General features: G+C 49.3%; 14 protein-coding genes. 9 read left to right on the top strand and 5 right to left on the bottom strand.

The genetic code is table 11. The features are described from left to right. Positions 1-39: 39 nt before the first annotated feature. Positions 40-1,545, top strand: coding sequence for a CYTH domain-containing protein (locus ACXAGC_RS15340; RefSeq protein ID WP_474845182.1), 1,506 nt, complete (start codon positions 40-42; stop codon positions 1,543-1,545). A 54-nt stretch (positions 1,546-1,599) separates the two neighbouring features. Further along, positions 1,600-2,664 carry a helix-turn-helix domain-containing protein gene (locus ACXAGC_RS15335; RefSeq protein ID WP_474845180.1) on the top strand — a complete coding sequence of 355 codons (1,065 nt, stop codon included), beginning with the start codon at positions 1,600-1,602 and terminating at the stop codon, positions 2,662-2,664. Between the two features lie 40 nt (positions 2,665-2,704). Here ACXAGC_RS15335 and mutH read toward each other — a convergent pair whose 3' ends face one another. After that, entirely contained in the window at positions 2,705-3,379 is a 675-nt protein-coding gene (gene mutH / locus ACXAGC_RS15330) for a DNA mismatch repair endonuclease MutH (RefSeq protein ID WP_474845178.1), read from the bottom strand. Positions 3,380-3,485: 106 nt separating this feature from the next. Here mutH and rppH point away from each other — a divergent pair, with 106 nt between their 5' ends. The 7 genes from rppH (at position 3,486) to ACXAGC_RS15295 (ending at position 10,964) form a co-directional block, all read left to right on the top strand. Then, positions 3,486-4,031, top strand: coding sequence for an RNA pyrophosphohydrolase (rppH, locus tag ACXAGC_RS15325; protein ID WP_119500007.1), 546 nt, complete (start codon positions 3,486-3,488; stop codon positions 4,029-4,031). Positions 4,032-4,065: 34 nt separating this feature from the next. Then, complete coding sequence (gene ptsP / locus ACXAGC_RS15320) at positions 4,066-6,357, top strand: phosphoenolpyruvate--protein phosphotransferase (RefSeq protein ID WP_474845364.1); 2,292 nt, start codon at positions 4,066-4,068, stop codon at positions 6,355-6,357. 123 nt (positions 6,358-6,480) lie between these two features. Continuing rightward, positions 6,481-7,287: a sulfite exporter TauE/SafE family protein gene (locus ACXAGC_RS15315; RefSeq protein WP_474845176.1), complete on the top strand. Its 807-nt coding sequence runs from the start codon at positions 6,481-6,483 to the stop codon at positions 7,285-7,287. 3 nt (positions 7,288-7,290) lie between these two features. Next, positions 7,291-8,103: a prolipoprotein diacylglyceryl transferase gene (gene lgt / locus ACXAGC_RS15310; protein ID WP_119500010.1), complete on the top strand. Its 813-nt coding sequence runs from the start codon at positions 7,291-7,293 to the stop codon at positions 8,101-8,103. A gap of 12 nt (positions 8,104-8,115) precedes the next feature. Beyond that, entirely contained in the window at positions 8,116-8,949 is an 834-nt protein-coding gene (locus ACXAGC_RS15305; protein WP_474845174.1) for a thymidylate synthase, read from the top strand. A gap of 9 nt (positions 8,950-8,958) precedes the next feature. After that, positions 8,959-9,981 (top strand): response regulator, encoded by a 1,023-nt coding sequence (locus tag ACXAGC_RS15300; protein ID WP_474845172.1) that lies wholly within the window; start codon positions 8,959-8,961, stop codon positions 9,979-9,981. Continuing rightward, positions 9,978-10,964 carry a sensor domain-containing diguanylate cyclase gene (locus ACXAGC_RS15295; RefSeq protein ID WP_474845170.1) on the top strand — a complete coding sequence of 329 codons (987 nt, stop codon included), beginning with the start codon at positions 9,978-9,980 and terminating at the stop codon, positions 10,962-10,964. The genes ACXAGC_RS15300 and ACXAGC_RS15295 overlap by 4 nt, the downstream gene beginning before the upstream one ends. On the opposite strand, the gene ACXAGC_RS15290 is transcribed toward ACXAGC_RS15295, so the two are convergent. The 4 genes from ACXAGC_RS15290 to ACXAGC_RS15275 form a co-directional block, all read right to left on the bottom strand. After that, on the bottom strand, positions 10,961-13,147 hold the full coding sequence (locus ACXAGC_RS15290; RefSeq protein WP_474845168.1) for a response regulator: 2,187 nt from the start codon (positions 13,145-13,147) through the stop codon (positions 10,961-10,963). The genes ACXAGC_RS15295 and ACXAGC_RS15290 overlap by 4 nt on opposite strands. Before the next feature lie 67 nt (positions 13,148-13,214). Continuing rightward, positions 13,215-14,555, bottom strand: a complete 1,341-nt coding sequence (locus tag ACXAGC_RS15285; protein ID WP_474845166.1) for an AmpG family muropeptide MFS transporter — start codon at positions 14,553-14,555, stop codon at positions 13,215-13,217. Positions 14,556-14,643: 88 nt separating this feature from the next. Beyond that, the gene (locus tag ACXAGC_RS15280) at positions 14,644-14,964 is read right to left on the bottom strand and encodes a hypothetical protein (protein ID WP_474845164.1); all 321 of its coding nucleotides are present in this window, start codon (positions 14,962-14,964) and stop codon (positions 14,644-14,646) included. Between the two features lie 136 nt (positions 14,965-15,100). After that, entirely contained in the window at positions 15,101-15,982 is an 882-nt protein-coding gene (locus ACXAGC_RS15275) for a DUF3530 family protein (RefSeq protein ID WP_474845162.1), read from the bottom strand. Positions 15,983-16,030 lie beyond the last annotated feature (48 nt).

Genomic DNA, 16,030 nt, shown 5'->3' with positions numbered 1-16,030 from the left:
TGTCGGAATACTGACACTTACCGACCTGCCTTTTTCTCTATGTCGGAAATAGAAATAAAATTTGTTACCCGCGACAATGCTTTACCTGCATTTGTCGAAAAAGTGCTGCCTGCCTTTGAGCAGGCTGGTTTCAGCATTTCCCGTGAGCCGGAAATGCGCTTGCAGAACGATTATTACGATACTGCAGACCACCTTTTCCAGCAGGAAAAGATGGGTTTCCGCGTCCGTGGTAATAATGGCCGTTTTGAACAGACCATGAAAACCCATGGCAAAGTCAGCGGCGGTCTGCATGAGCGTGCCGAGTACAATGTGGCCCTTGACGGTGCTGAGCCGGACTTGCGCCTGTTTCCCGGGGATGTCTGGCCGGACGACTGGCTGATTGAGCAGGTAAACGATAAATTGCAGCGCCAGTTCAGTACCCATTTCGTAAGAACCGCGTTCGATGTTGAATGGGACGGCGCATGTGTAGAAGTGGTGATTGACGAAGGTGAAGCCAGTACGGGTAAGAACAGCTCTCCTATCCATGAGATTGAGCTGGAACTGAAACAGGGCGAAGTGACCCACTTGTTTACACTGGCAAAGTTGATCACAGAAAACACATCTGTGCGCCTGAGCGATGTGTCTAAAGCTGCGCAGGGCTACCAGTTGCTTAACGGGCTGTCGCCGGTTATTTCCCAAATGCAGCCTTATTTAAAGCTGGAACAGGGTACAACAACCGAAGAGGCTTTCTGCCGGGCAGTGCAGCAAGCGTTATCTCACTGGCAGAAACATGAGCATCTGTATTTCGAAACCGGGTCTGTGAAGATGTTCGGCGAAATCGTTAAAAGTGCACGCCTGTTGTTGCAAACCGTATCTTTGTATCTGCCTGTTCTGCAGTGCCCGCAATTATTGTCAGTGCATCAGTTGCTGATGAAATATATGCAAGTCTGGTTATGGCAGGATGATCTGCAGAGCCTTCGCTATCTGTTGTCGAAAAAAAGCTTGTTTAATAAGTGTCTGAGTCGTTATCCGGCACTGACCAGTTATTTGCAGGGCAGAAAAGCCGGGTTAATTCATGCACACACACCTGATGAAATACTGTACAGTAAACAAACTAATACGTTAAAAGTATTAGTTGCTCAGTTATTGCAGGAAAAACCCTGGCGCCAGCATTCAACTGCATACAGCCTGCCGGTAATGGAACATGCACAGGGATGGTTATCTCAGGGCTGGCAAACGGTACAACAAACTATGCCGGGCAGCAAAACAATGACACCCGAAAATTATCTGGCCATTGGTGTACTGCTGAGACAAACCTTATGGAACGGTTTTCTGCTGGCTGATTTATTTGATGAAGAACGACATCATTTCCGCGCGCCATGGTTAGATATTCTTACCGGAATTGACGAATTAAAAGCGTTAATGATGCTGCGGGCCCTTGCTACTGAATCTGAGCTGGACGAACTGTCAGATGTATTCACTTGGGTGGATGATAAGATTGCTAATTTGATGCATGTCATGGAGAGAACCAGACAAGCCGGTATGCAGGGCGACGTATACTGGTAAGCAGGCCGTCTGGTCGCACAACGTTTCTTGAAGGAAGTGAGGTAGAAATACATTATGTTGCATCGCTACACCCTTTTCGTGCTGGTTTTGCTCTACCTGGTGATACTGGTTCAGTTCTTCAGGGAAAAGCACCGTGTTTCCGGTGCGCCATGGGTGCTGGCAGCCATGATAGTGTGGCCGTTCATTCTCACTGATGAATGGTTGCGTGCCTTCGGACAGGATGCCGCCGGACTGTCGGTGCTTACTGTATTTACCCCGTTGCTCTCACTAACCTTACTGTACCGTAGTGTCAAACTGCTGGTTATTGATAATGCCAGACCTTCTAAATTGTTACTGTGGCTGCCGGTCGCCCTGGCGCTGCTGGCAGAAATCCCCTTACTGTTTGTCAGCGCTGATGAAAAAGCGCAGTGGCTGGTCTCTTCTCCCACAGGTCATCCGCTGGACAACTGGCATATTTATCTGGTTTATATGGTCACCGGGTTCGGTATTCTGGTACTCGGGATCCTGATCACCGAACTGATACAGAATTACCACCGTTACCTGTCATCTCAGGTGGCTGATGTGCGGGAATTTCGTGTGCAGTGGCTCGGTGGTGCTATGGGAGTTACTGTTGGTCTGGCATTCTGCTGTATTTTGCTGGTCACAGCCGGTGCATTCGGTTTTTTCGATATTCACTTCTGGCAGTCATTGTTTAACCTGCTGTTTGCTATCGCCTTATTGCAAACGTTTATTGCTGTTATTCGTCCGCAACACACGTCTCCGTCGCCGCTGGATTATCACCGCCTTGACGATTTAAAAGCCGAACAGTGCATCATGCGGGAGGCGCTGGTTAAGGCTGAGCAGACAATGACGGATACAGAAGCATTTAAATCCCCCGGCTTGCAGCTCAAAGCCTTTGCCGGTCAGTGCCATGTGGATCCCACTACCCTGGTGATTGCGCTGAGGTTACTGGAAAAAAGAGATTTCAGAAGCTTTGTTTATCAGTACCGTCTGACCTATGCCAAAAATGAGCTTCTCGGTAGCGATGACTCACTGGCGGCGCAGGCGAAACGTCTTGGTGTGCATTCAGAACAGTTTCTGAGCGGTGTAATGATGAACCACATGCGTAAGCAAAGGTAGTCTGTTGCGCGTTATCACCTGACGCCTGAAAAAGCTGATGTCAGGTGAAGTGGCGGTGCAATACTGCGCCGGTAAACGAGGTACGTAAGTAAAATCCTCTGGGGCGGGTTTTTATTTTCTGTCCGTCAGCATCAAAGGCATCTGTCAGCACATTGCCACTGGCTGCTTTAGGACGGATGTGCAGTGCCTGACCAAGACGCGCAGTGATTTTTTCTACTTCCCCCAGCACAATCATTTCTGTGAGTTCTTCCCAGTCCTTTTGCAAGATTGCGTCTTCCCGGGCATCCGGTTGCCAGAAAAATGCCGTGGCAACACGTCGCTGTGCGAGGGGGATGGCGCGGTCACCTTCCAGTGGCACCCATAAAACCTGCTGAAGCTTATTGCGCACATTAGACGTTTGCCAGGTAGTACCGGGTTTACTTATCAGCGGCGCGTAACAAACATACGTGGTTTCCAGCGGAGTAAAATTCCCGTCAATAGGAATCGTTTTCAGCTCTACACCGAGTTCCGGGAAGTCCTGTTGAGGTTTTGAGCCGGCTGTGGCTCCCAGCCATTTTTCTATCAGCATACCCGGCCAGCCCTTGTGCCGTTGCAGATTTTCCGGAATGGCCACGTGCGCCAGCTCTGCCAGTTCGCCCAGTGACAAGCCGGCAATCCGGTAGCTGCGTGCCAGTAACTCTTCCGGTGTAGCGGGTGCGGTATCGGGTGGCTGCAAGAGACTCTCCGGGTAATATTTGCTGAATTAGGATTAATGCTTTGAAAGGGCTATAGTTTATGGAAGAATGCAGAAATAGAAAAGTTTATCGTGCCCGGGAGTCTATGTGATAGATGCCGACGGATTCCGTGCGAATGTGGGCATAGTGATTTGCAACAAAATGGGTCAGGTGTTTTGGGCAAGGCGTTATGGTCAGCATTCATGGCAGTTTCCACAAGGCGGAATTGATGAAGGGGAAACTGCAGAACAAGCTATGTACAGGGAGTTGCACGAAGAAGTAGGGTTAACGCAAAAAGACGTTACTGTTTTAGGTGTTACCCGCAACTGGTTGCGATACAAATTGCCAAAGCGATTAATTCGCCAGGGCAGTTCTCCGGTATGTATCGGGCAAAAACAGAAGTGGTTTCTGCTTCAGTTAGATTGCCAGGAAAAAGATGTCAATGTGCTCAAAAGTGGTCATCCTGAATTTGATGACTGGCGCTGGGTGAGTTATTGGTATCCCATCCGAAATGTCGTGTCTTTCAAACGGGATGTATACCGTAAGGTGATGAAAGAATTTGCCGGTGTTGCAATGCCCGCGGGTCAACGCGTGCAAAACAATCCGCCGGGGAAACCCAACAAACGTAACCGCAAGCGCCGGCGTAGCGGTTAAACAGGAGAGCATCTTCGTGGCTGGAACCGGGAATATACTCACCACGTTAAAACGCATCGTACAGGAAATGAACCAGATCCCGGATTTGGATCAGGCTTTGTTTCGTCTTGCGTCCCGGGTTAAGCATACAATGCAGGTGGACTCCTGCTCTATCTATCTTGCTGATTATGAAAAGCAGGATTTCGTGCTTAAAGCCACAGATGGTCTGCACCCTGATGCGGTGGAACTGGTCCGCATCGGATTCTCCGAAGGCTTGATTGGTCTGGTAGGACAGCGTGAAGAACCGCTGAATATCGAAAATGCGCATCAACATCCCCGCTTTAAGCATTATCCTGAAGTAAAAGAAGAAAACTACAACGCTTTCCTTGGTACGCCAATCATTCATCAGCGCAAAGTGCTGGGCGTGATCACCATGCAGCAAAAAGCCATGCGCCGTTTCGGCGAAGACGAAGAAGCGTTTCTCGTCACACTGGCCACCCAACTTGCGCTGGAAATCACCAATGCGGACATCCGCGGTGCACTTACGCCGAATGCGGCAGTGGAATCTGTTCCGAGACAAAAAAATGTGCGCGGCATTGCCGGCTCTCCCGGCCTGGCTGTGGGTACCGGTTATTCCACAGACAGTTCAATTTCCCTCCGTAACTGGGTGGTAAAACGCTGTACTGATAAAGATCTGGAAATCCGTCTGTACCGGCGAGGTGTAGAACTTACCCGTAAGCACGTTGATGATTTATCCGGTCGTCTGGATGAAGCAATTCCCGATGACGTAAAGTCCATTTTTCAGCTTTATCATCATTTGCTTGACGCCAACAGTCTGGGACGTGAAGTTGAAGCGAAAATCCGTGAGGGGTGGGATGCAGCTTCATCGCTGAAAATGGTGGTGGAAGATTACGCCGCTAAATTCCAGAATATGGAAGATCCCTACATGCAGGAGCGGGCAATTGATATTGTCGACCTGTCGAACCGGATCCTGCTGAACATTCTGTACGACAACAAAGGCAAGTCGCCGGTTAATAATGAAGTGAAAGGCGACAGCATTCTGGTTGCCGAAGAAGTCAGCGCCTCTATGCTGGCAGAGTTTCCGCGAGCTCACCTTAAAGGCATCATTTCTATCCGCGGGTCGAATAACTCCCACGCTGCAATACTCGCCAGAGCCATGGGTGTTCCTGCGGTTATGGGATGCCAGAACGTCTCCCCGGCACTGCTGAACGGTAAAGAAATCCTGCTTGACGGCTATGGTGGCGAAGTGATTATTTCGCCGGAAAAAACCATCCGTAACGAATTTACCCAGCTGATTGCTGAAGAAGCGACCCTGTCTGAGCGTATTGATGCTGAAGCAGGGCAGATATGTAAAACGCAGGATGGCTGTCGCATTGCGCTTTACGTGAATGCGGGTTTATCGGCGGAGATTGAAGCGACGCAATTTGCTAATGCAGATGGCATTGGCCTTTACCGTACCGAAATTCCGTTCATGCTCAGAGAGCGTTTTCCGTCTGAGCAGGAGCAGGTAGAGCTGTACCGGCAAATCCTGATGGCTTCACCGGAACAACCAATCACCATGCGTACGCTGGATGTTGGCGGTGATAAACCTTTGCCTTACTTTCCGATTAACGAAGAAAATCCGTTTCTTGGCTGGCGGGGGATCAGACTGACGCTGGACCATCCGGAGATTTTCCTGGTACAGGTGCGGGCAATGTTGCGGGCCAGTATTGGTTTAACGAATCTGCAAATCATGCTGCCAATGATCTCCTCTGTCGCGGAAGTTCAGGAGGCAAGACGTCTTATCGATCAGGCTTTCTTTGAAATCAGTGATGAAGTCAAAGACATGGATGTACTGCTTGAGCGTCCGAAGCTGGGTATTATGCTGGAGGTGCCTTCGGTACTTTATCAGTTGCCACAGCTGGCCAGACAGGTAGATTTCTTCTCTGTCGGTAGTAATGACTTAACGCAATATTTGCTGGCGGTGGACAGAAACAATACCCGTGTGGCCAGTTTGTATAACAGTTATCACCCTGCGGTGCTCAGTGCTCTGTATGATATTGTTAAGCAGGCGGATGCCAATCAGGTACCGGTTACTGTTTGCGGAGAGATTGCCGGTGAACCGGGCGGTGCCATTCTGCTTATGGGAATGGGTTACCGCAAATTAAGTATGAATGCCCACAACCTGCGCAAGATAAACTGGGTGGTACGCAATGTATCGCTGGAAGAGTCTAAACAGCTACTCATCAAAACCCTGACGGCAAGTACTCATGAAGAAGTGTTTGTTTATATCAATCAATATCTGGAACAGCGCGGGCTGGGTGGTCTGGTACGGGCAGGCTCCTAGGAGTTTACAGGAGCTGGTTGCTGCCGTGACAGATCTGGGAGAATAGTTGCTGCCGGTATCAAGAAACACAAATCGTCATGGTTCTGTGATACGCTACGCGCCTCGTCAATCCGGATGCGGCGCATGGACCCTTTTTTAATACTTTTCTTTTGCTGTATGGCCTTAGGCCTGGTTGTTGGCCTGCTCGCCGGGATGCTTGGCATCGGCGGCGGTCTTATTATCGTTCCCTGTCTTTCCTACCTGCTGGTACACTTCCTTGGCGTAAATACCGATACCGTCATGCCTATGGCTGTTGCCACCTCGTTATCGACCATTATTTTTACCGGTTTATCCTCCGCGCTGGCCCATCACAAACTGGGTAATCTCGACCGTCATATTGTTATCTGGAGCAGTATTGGTATTGCCTTCGGAGCCATAGCCGGTGCTCACGTCGCCAGCGCCATATCGGGACATACATTGAAAAATATTTTTGCTGTGCTGGTAATAGCAGTGGCTGCACAGATGGTATTTGGCCGCAGACAGGCTTCTTCTCATAAAGCCGGTAAACCCGCACTGGTTTCTGTGGGCGCGGGAACCGGTTGTGTCAGTGCATTAATGGGCATTGGCGGTGGCGCTCTGCTGGTACCGGCATTGGTGTGGTTTCAGGTGAATGTACGGCAGGCAATCGGCTGCGCAGCATTCAGCGGACTGGTCGTCGCACTGTTTGGTACCGCCAGCTTTATACTAACCGGTTCATCCGTCGACGGACTTCCGCAAAACTCGATAGGTTACGTGTATTGGCCGGCAACTTTAGGTATTGTGTGTACCTCGGTATTTACCGCCAATATCGGCGCCCGTCTGGGTCAGCGGATGAACACTGTTTTATTGAAGAAAATGCTCGCCTGCCTGCTGGTGCTGGTAAGTATAAGAATGATTGTAGGAATAGAATAAACCATGGCAGAAAGTAGTTATCTGGTCTTTCCCAACATAGACCCGGTCATATTTAGTATCGGCCCGTTGAGTGTGCGCTGGTACGGTATGATGTACCTTGTGGGTTTTGTGGCTGCTTATATGCTGGCGCAAAAACGCCTGTCACAAACTAACTGGACCCGTGACCAGTTGAGCGACCTGCTGTTCTGGGGATTTGTGGGGGTGATTTTAGGTGGTCGTATCGGCTATGTACTGTTTTATCAGTTCGGTATGTTCCTGGAAGATCCTACTTATCTTTTCAGAATATGGACCGGTGGTATGTCTTTCCATGGCGGGCTTCTGGGGGTACTGGTTGCACTGGCATGGCAGGCAAAGAGAATGAACGCCACATTCCTGCAAATCGGTGATTTTGTTGCGCCTCTTGTCCCCATTGGCCTTGGAGCAGGCAGAATAGGTAACTTCCTGAATGCCGAATTATGGGGGCGTCCTGCCGACGTGCCCTGGGCGATTATTTTTCCGGGCGCGGGAGAGCAGCCCCGTCACCCGTCTCAATTATATGAGTTCGCGCTTGAAGGTGTGTTACTGTTTACCATTCTCTGGCTGTTTTCTGCGAAGCCGCGTCCTACAGGGGCGGTAGGCGGTTTATTCCTGCTCGGTTACGGCTGTTTCCGCTTCATCGTTGAGTACTTCCGTGAACCGGATCAGCACATCGGTTTGTATTCCGTGGGTCTGAGCCAGGGGCAACTACTCTGTGTTCCCATGATCCTGCTCGGCGCCGGCCTGATGGTATGGGCTTACATGCGTAAATCGCCGGTACAAAAATCAGAACAATCATAAGAAAAAGCAAGTATGAAAGAATACCTCAAACTGATGCGTCATGTGAAAGAGCATGGCGTGAAAAAAGAAGATCGTACGGGTACCGGCACGTTAAGCGTATTTGGCTATCAGATGCGTTTCGACCTTGCGAAAGGGTTTCCGCTGGTCACAACCAAAAAGTGTCATTTGAAGTCTATCATTCATGAGTTGTTATGGTTTCTTAAAGGTGAAACCAACATTCGGTATCTCAAAGAAAACGGTGTTTCAATCTGGGATGAATGGGCCACTGATGAAGGCGAGCTGGGACCGGTTTATGGTCATCAGTGGCGCAGCTGGGATGCCGGAGACGGCACCACAATCGATCAGATTAAAGACGTAGTTGAGCAAATCAAAAGTAATCCCGATTCCCGCCGGTTGATTGTCAGTGCATGGAATCCTGCCGTATTACCTGATACATCTGTTTCGCCCAAAGAAAATGCAGCCAACGGCAGGCAGGCTTTGCCGCCGTGTCATACCATGTTTCAGTTTTATGTGCTGAACGGTAAATTATCCTGTCAGTTATATCAGCGCAGCGGTGATGTGTTCCTGGGTGTGCCCTTCAATATTGCCAGCTATGCGTTACTGACTCTCATGGTGGCGCAGGTATGCGAACTGGAACCCGGTGAATTTATTCATACTCTGGGTGATGCTCATCTGTACTCCAACCATCTGGAACAAACTGAGATCCAGTTAGCCAGAGAGCCGTTTCCGTCGCCGCAGATGAATATAAACCCGGCGGTGAAAGACTTGTTCGGTTTTACGTTTGATGATTTTGAACTGGTAAATTACCAGGCCCATCCGCACATTAAAGCGCCTGTTGCTATTTAAGGGACAGAAATGACCACTCCGGTACTGATTTGCGATGACTCAGGCTTCGCACGCAAACAAATGGCCCGTTCCATCCCTGATGGCTGGGATGTGAGTATTTCGTTTGCCGGTAACGGTCAGGAAGCCCTTGAGGCAATCCGTGCAGGCAAAGCCGATGTGATGTTCCTCGATTTAAACATGCCGGTGATGGATGGCTATGAAACCATGAAAGCCATCCGCGAACAGGATTTACCCTGTCTGGTGATTGTCGTATCCGGTGATGTACAGCCTGAAGCGCGGGAACGCATGGTAGCTTTGGGCGCGCTGGATTTTATCCGCAAGCCGATGGACAACAAGAAACTCACCGCGTTATTGCGTCAGTATGGTATTTACAGTGGTGACAGCAGTGCGCAGAACCGTACGTTGCAACTGGCCGGCACGCAAAAAAATACCGCAGATGAGCAACTGGATGCCTACCGCGAACTGGTCAATGTTGCCATGGGACAGGCCGGTGAGAGCCTTGCCCGGTTGCTCGGTGAATTTATCGATTTGCCTATTCCCAATGTTAACGTCATTGAAGCCACAGAACTGCATATGGCGCTGGCTGAAGCACACCAGAATCAGCGGGTTTCAGCCGTTTCCAAAGGTTTTACCAGCGCGGGCATTAAGGGTGAAGCACTGGTGATTTTCAGTGACACCAAAATGGAAAATATTATCCGGCTGCTGAATTACAACGACCAGGTCGCCACAGAAGATCAGCAACTCGAAGCGTTAATGGACGTATCCAATATTCTTACCGGTGCCTGTCTTAACGCATTATCAGCCCAACTGAATGTAACTTTCAGTCACAGCCATCCTATATTACTGGGACAGCACAGCGGATTTGAGACCATGTTGAACAATAATGCGAGTCGCTGGGGGAAAGTCATGGCGATTGAAATTGCCTATGCCATCAAAAGCCGGGATATCCGTTTTGATCTGTTGTTACTGTTTCCGGAGCAATCGATGGCTAAGATATATTCTCGCCTGGTCGATGAGGAATATGTAGCATGATTTCTGATGAACTGATTAGTATGCACTGGCAACAGGATCTTCTGAGCTCTGTTGAGGTAGGCATAGTAGTAATGGACAAAGATTTCACCATCGAAGTGTGGAATCAGTTCATGGAGAACCATGCCGGTCTGCGGCCGGGCCAGGTTAGCGGTAAAAAGCTTTTTTCTTTGTTTGATGAGATAGATGAACAGTGGCTGAGAAGTAAGGCGGACCCGGTTTTCAATCTGAAGACCCCTGTTTTTATCATCTGGGAGCAGCGTCCGTATCTGTTCCGCTTTAGCACTAACCGGCCTATTACATCTGATGCCCTTTACATGTTCCAGAATGTGACCATGTTTCCCCTTTCTTCACCGGATGGTACGGTAAACAAGCTGTGTATGCTGGTGTATGACGTAACCGATCAGGCATTGAGTAAGCTTCGGGTAGAGCGTCTTAATGACGAATTACAGCATATGAGCAGAGTGGACGGGTTGACCGGCTTATTCAACCGTCGCTACTGGCAGGAGCGGTTTGACAGTCTGTTTAAGTTGTCTCAGCGCCGTGAAACTGTATCGACTGCCTGTATGCTGGATATTGACCACTTCAAAAAGATCAATGATACCTACGGGCATCAGGCCGGTGATCTGGTGATAAAAACGTTGGCCAGAGTTATCCAAAAAAGCATCCGTGAAACCGATCTGGCCGGTCGTTACGGCGGAGAGGAGTTTGCGGTGATCCTGGTGGATTCAACGGCAACAAACGCGCTTAAGGTTGCTGAGCGCATCCGCCGGCTGGCGGAAGCCATGGTGATTGATCATGAAGGACATCAAATCCGCTTCACAGTCAGTATCGGCCTCAGTGAATTCCGCAAACCGGTCAATTCTTCTATGGCATGGCTGGAAGAAGCCGACCAGGCGTTATATATATCTAAGAATAGTGGCCGTAACCGGGTATCTGTATGGCACCACGAAAACGAAAAGCAAATAGGGCAGCTGCAGGGTTAAGACACCGCCAGCAGCAGCTTCATGGTATTTTTCAGTTCCTGATATGCTACCGGTTTCACCAGATGGTAACGCATACCTACTTCCATTGAGCGTTGTTTATCGCTTTCATAAGCACTGGCCGTAACGGCCACCAGATGGGATTTGCAGCCACGTTCTTTGAGTATTGTTGCTACTTCAAAGCCGCTCATATCCGGCAAATTGAGATCCAGTAAAATAATACTGAACTCTTCCTCGCCGGCTCTCGACAGTGCGCTCTCACCGTCCTCTGCAAGGGTAACGTCATAGCCAAGGTTTTCCACCATATCCCTCAGGATCTCAGCATTAATAGGCTCGTCCTCGACGATAAGCACATTGACTTTGTCTGACTGACTGAAAGATTTGCCTTTATTGAGACTCAGATGGTGAATGGAGTCGATAAAACGGTTCCTGTCGATGGGTTTAACAAACACCTGCCAGGCCGGAATGTTGGAGTTGGCAATGATATTGGCAATTTGCGGCGCAGCCGAAACCATAATGACCGGTGGCATCCGCTCACCCAGCATAGCTTGCAGATAATTGGCTAATTCAGCGCCATTAATGCCTGGCATGTAATAGTCGGTGATGATGCCGTCATAGGTTTTCAGTTTATCCTGATTGGCCAGTAGATCTGCGCCCGAGAGATAGGTGTCAACGTGATAGCCTTCACTCTCAATCATGTGAGATAAGTGAATGCGGGTGATTTCCTGATCATCAACAACAGCAAATTTTGAGGACGATACAGGCTTTTTCGCCTCGCGGGTATCTCCTTTGGCTGCGTTGAGCGGTACATTCAACGTAAACTCCGACCCGTTATGAAGTGCGCTGGTAACCGTGATAGTGCCGCCCGCCTGTTCCACCAAAGTGCGGGATGCATATAATCCGACGCCTGCTCCGCTGTATAATCTTGAATTGCCGTGAGCCTTGTAGAAGCGCTGAAATATATTATGCAGGTCGCTTTCGGGGATACCGATGCCGGTATCAACCACACGAATCGTCAACAACAGCTTTCCGTCACTGACAGACATGCGGTTGTATACTGATACTGAGCCTTCAGGAGTGAATTTAACCGCATTATCCAGAATATTTTTGAGTGCTTTAATCAGACTGGATGAGTTTCCGTTCACATAGTGGGGCAGAGTACTCTCGTTCTTTACCTGATAATGCAGGTTTTTTTGCTGGCAATTGTAAGCAAACTGGCTGAGCGCATCGTCCAGTAACCGGATGAGGTCAAAATCTTCGTTTACAAACACCTCATCAATTTGTTTCGACTGCATGCTATCCACCAGGTTGCTTGTCAGCATAAGCAGGCGATAGCAGCTTTGTTCTGCTTTCTGAATCAACTGACCCTGTTTGGATTGCATGTTTGGTATGAGCTCCAACGCCCCGATAATGGCTGAAATCGGCGAACGGAATTCATGACTCATACTGGCCAGAAACTCTTCCTTCGTAGTTACCACTTTAGCCGTTTGTTCACGTTCGAATTCCACATCCCGCTTCGCTTCCTGAACCAGATTAAATTGCTCCAGCACCAGATTTTTTAAGGGTCTGAAGAGCAACAGCACAGTGAGCAAAGATAAGCCCAGAGTGATGAACCAGATTCCCAGCAACATCCACTGGTTAAATCTCAGCTCACCAGTGAGTTGCTGTTCAAAAAGCAGTACTGCATGGTCGAGGTCTTCCAATAGCTCGGTGGCTTCAGAGAGGCTTACCGGAGACGCAGAGGTCAGAGCAGAATCCGGCATACTTGCAAGTTCCAGAGCCCTGTCAGCATATTCAAGGGCGTGGGAGTCAAGATCACTTTCTTTCGAAAAATAAAGCTTTTCCAGGGCACCGGATAAGGGGGTGAACAAGCCGTTCAGAGATTGTCTGGCAACCAGTACTTCATGGCTTCTGGCAAACTCCCGTGTCCGGTCAACGAGCTCCGACTTCAGTGATACTCTGCGGGCGCGGTCATCTTCAGACACAAGCAGGTTCTGCAGAAATGCAATGCGCTGAGACAACATGCGCTGCTTTCCTGCAATATTAATTATCTGAGGTTGTATTTGGGTCGAAACGAGATACTGCTGAGTCCATGCAAAGTACACTGTGAGTAACAGTGCAATGGCACTTAGTGCAACAAGATAAGTTCGCCTGATTTTCCCTTTTAAATCTTCAATGGTCAGCATGAACGAAGGTACGTGTTGATGTTTATAAAGCGTAGTTGTTAATTTTCAAATTACCAGAAACCCGGCATTATTGTGCCTGCTGTTCTGCTTTCATAATGTGGGGTTTTATCGCCCGCAAAAACAATAAACTGGGTATTACCATCAAGGCGGTAATGATGAAAAAGGTCGACCAGTCGCCGTCTAGCTTATCCACTATGTAACCACTGCCTGATGCCAGCAGGTTTTTCCCTGCCACACTTAACGACGCCATTAATGCGTACTGGGAGGCTGAAAAGGTGCGGTTACACATCAGCGAGATGAACGCGACCATGGCAACGGTACTCCAGGCGGCTGTGAAACCGTCGACGATAATCGTCAGAGCAAATAAGGTTTTATCCGGCCCCACCCAGGCCATCAGTGAAAACATCAGATTGCTGGCTGCCATGGCAATACCGGCAATAAACAACCCGCGATAAATGCCGTAGCGGATGGTTACCATACCGCCTATGACGGAAAACAATATGGTCACCCACCAGTTCAGTAGTTTGGAATAACCGCCAATTTCACTTTTACTGAATCCCAGCTCAATATAGAACTGAAGACTCATGCGTCCCAGAAAGGCTTCACCGATTTTAAACAGGAAGATGAAGAGTAATAGTGATAATGCCAGCCTTGTTCCGTTACGGGTAAAAAATTCGCGGAATGGTTCTGCCAGAGTAACAAAAAACCACGCGCCGGCTTTTTGCACAAAGCCTGCACTTTGCGGATCAGCGCCCAGGGCTTTCTGGTAATATTCTGTTGCAGCTTTGAGCTGTGCTGCACGGTCTGTAACCGGCTCCTGTGCAAACAGGGTGAATATCATAATGGTGCCCATTACGCAGGCCATCAACAAATAGATGTCATTCCAGGCCCAGCCTGTCCAGTCGGCAATGAAGAAAGGCAGTGCACCCAGACCGCCGTAACCGGTCCACCAACCGGCGGTAGCCATAGATGATCCTGCAGCCAGTTTCTCTCTTTCATCATCGTTAATAATATCGATCCGGTAGGCATCAATCGCGATATCCTGAGTAGCGGAACACAGAGCGATACTGAGACCAAAAAGGGCAACGTAGAATAATGAGTGAGTGGCGTTCAGCATACTCATCATTACACAGCAGGCTACGATGATTCCCTGCATCAGAAAAATCCAGCCTTTGCGCTGACCTAGCCAGGGCAGACGGATACGATCCAGAAGGGGGGACCAGAGAAAATTTATCGCATAAACCGCAAAAATACTGCCGAATAAGCTGATATCTGTACGGGATAAACCTTCATCTTTTAACCAGGCTGTCATAACAGAACTGATCATGACCCAGGGAAATCCGCTGGCAATACCGAACACAAAAATACTGAAAAGTCGCCGGTCAGCAAAGGACTGGATAAAACGCATAAGAAAACTTACCGGTCAGTAACCAAAAGAGTATTTGATCATGTAACGGGAGGAAACACAACCGCCGTTAGCAATTGTGAAAGGTCGTTCAGGGACGGATGCCTACGCAGTCGAGAGGACAGGCACCTTTGCCTTCCAGAAAAGCGGTGCAGGTGGTCAGTTCTTCCACCAGAAAGGGGTCGTACTTGAGTTTTTCTTCAGACCAGAAGTGAAGTTGATGCAGTACATGCCAGAATACACGTTCTCTTTGAGTGTATGGTTGATCGAGGTCGTAATGAACCAGGCTCCATTCTTCCATAGTGTCCCAGAAGAATATTTCTACCTCAGAATGTGGGATTTCGTCTTGCCAAAAACCGCGAAGATAAAAGCATAGCTGCGCGGCCTTGGTATCAACAAATGACAAAAGCATAGTCGGCGCTGCCTGATACCCAAATGATTAGTTAGTATAGTCGTTAACAGTGTATTTTGTGTGATTTGTAAACAAAAGTAAACAGGCTTTTGATTTCCTTGTAAAAAATCACCATTGACTTCCGCTTTGAAGCGCTTTACCAGCCGAGGTAATTTACCCAGCCATAAATTTCTTTGCTGAGGCTGTTACTGAACGCCGAGTTTCCGAACGTGCTGGCGAGATTTACTGATGCACCTAATTGCTTCTGCCGGTAGTGAAGTTTTAGCGCTTTCGTGGCGTCTGTCCGGCGGATAGCAGGGGCTCCGGCAGTCCAGGGAGTCGAACCCGGCAACTGTAAATCAAGTACCGGAAATAATGTACTGGCAAGTTGCTCTGATATATTTTGCTGAAGGCCACTTTGGGGCCAGTAGGGGCTTATCACCACCAGCCCATCGGGCGGGGGCACATTATCGGTAACGGCCAGGGAGAGAAATTGCGCTGCGCCCATTCCCTGACTGATCACCAGTCTGAACCCGGGTACATCATCCACACTGCGAAAGACTGCACCGGCTATCAACGCCATCATCGTCTGACTGGTACTGGCATCGGCTACCGGTGAACCCGCCCAGGCACGGGGATGCATCAGTGCACTCAGCGTATCACTGTCGCTTTGCAACTCATCACTTCCGGTGCCGTCCGCAGGGGGAGCTGTTTCTGCGACAGGGGTTGTTGCCAACGGATTTAAACTTACCGGAGACGGAACGATGCGGGTGTGCCAGCCCCACTGATTAAGTCTGGCAGCCAGTTGCTGCGCATTTTGTAAGGTCAGGCCCTGGTAGCCCGTATCCATAAAAATAATCGCCACACCGCGACTGAGGGTAGTGGTGGGCTGCGCGGAGAAAACCGGAATGTCTTCTTCACCGGCGAGTACGGTTTCGTACTCAGACGGCAAATACTGCTGACGAATATCGTCTGCAAGTATGCCGGCCCGTGTACTGCCGGTCAGCAATAAAAGAAAACACACTATAGAGCGGAACACTGCGACTCCGGTTAACAAATCTGGCTAAACAGGTTATCGGCAGTGCGA

It is taken from the genome of Alteromonas sp. AWJ4_197 (genome assembly GCF_056160285.1).
The sequence above is the reverse complement of the archived record's forward strand: the minus strand, read 5'-3'. Positions and strand labels throughout refer to the sequence as shown.

Excerpts from the sequence above, each read along its gene's own strand:
- ACXAGC_RS15340 (WP_474845182.1), top strand. The coding sequence starts at position 40 with ATGTCGGAAATAGAAATAAAATTTGTTACCCGCGACAATGCTTTACCT.
- ACXAGC_RS15335 (WP_474845180.1), top strand. The coding sequence starts at position 1,600 with ATGTTGCATCGCTACACCCTTTTCGTGCTGGTTTTGCTCTACCTGGTG.
- ACXAGC_RS15315 (WP_474845176.1), top strand. The coding sequence starts at position 6,481 with ATGGACCCTTTTTTAATACTTTTCTTTTGCTGTATGGCCTTAGGCCTG.
- lgt (WP_119500010.1), top strand. The coding sequence starts at position 7,291 with ATGGCAGAAAGTAGTTATCTGGTCTTTCCCAACATAGACCCGGTCATA.
- ACXAGC_RS15305 (WP_474845174.1), top strand. The coding sequence starts at position 8,116 with ATGAAAGAATACCTCAAACTGATGCGTCATGTGAAAGAGCATGGCGTG.
- ACXAGC_RS15300 (WP_474845172.1), top strand. The coding sequence starts at position 8,959 with ATGACCACTCCGGTACTGATTTGCGATGACTCAGGCTTCGCACGCAAA.
- ACXAGC_RS15295 (WP_474845170.1), top strand. The coding sequence starts at position 9,978 with ATGATTTCTGATGAACTGATTAGTATGCACTGGCAACAGGATCTTCTG.
- ACXAGC_RS15290 (WP_474845168.1), bottom strand. The coding sequence starts at position 13,147 with ATGCTGACCATTGAAGATTTAAAAGGGAAAATCAGGCGAACTTATCTT.
- ACXAGC_RS15285 (WP_474845166.1), bottom strand. The coding sequence starts at position 14,555 with ATGCGTTTTATCCAGTCCTTTGCTGACCGGCGACTTTTCAGTATTTTT.
- ACXAGC_RS15280 (WP_474845164.1), bottom strand. The coding sequence starts at position 14,964 with ATGCTTTTGTCATTTGTTGATACCAAGGCCGCGCAGCTATGCTTTTAT.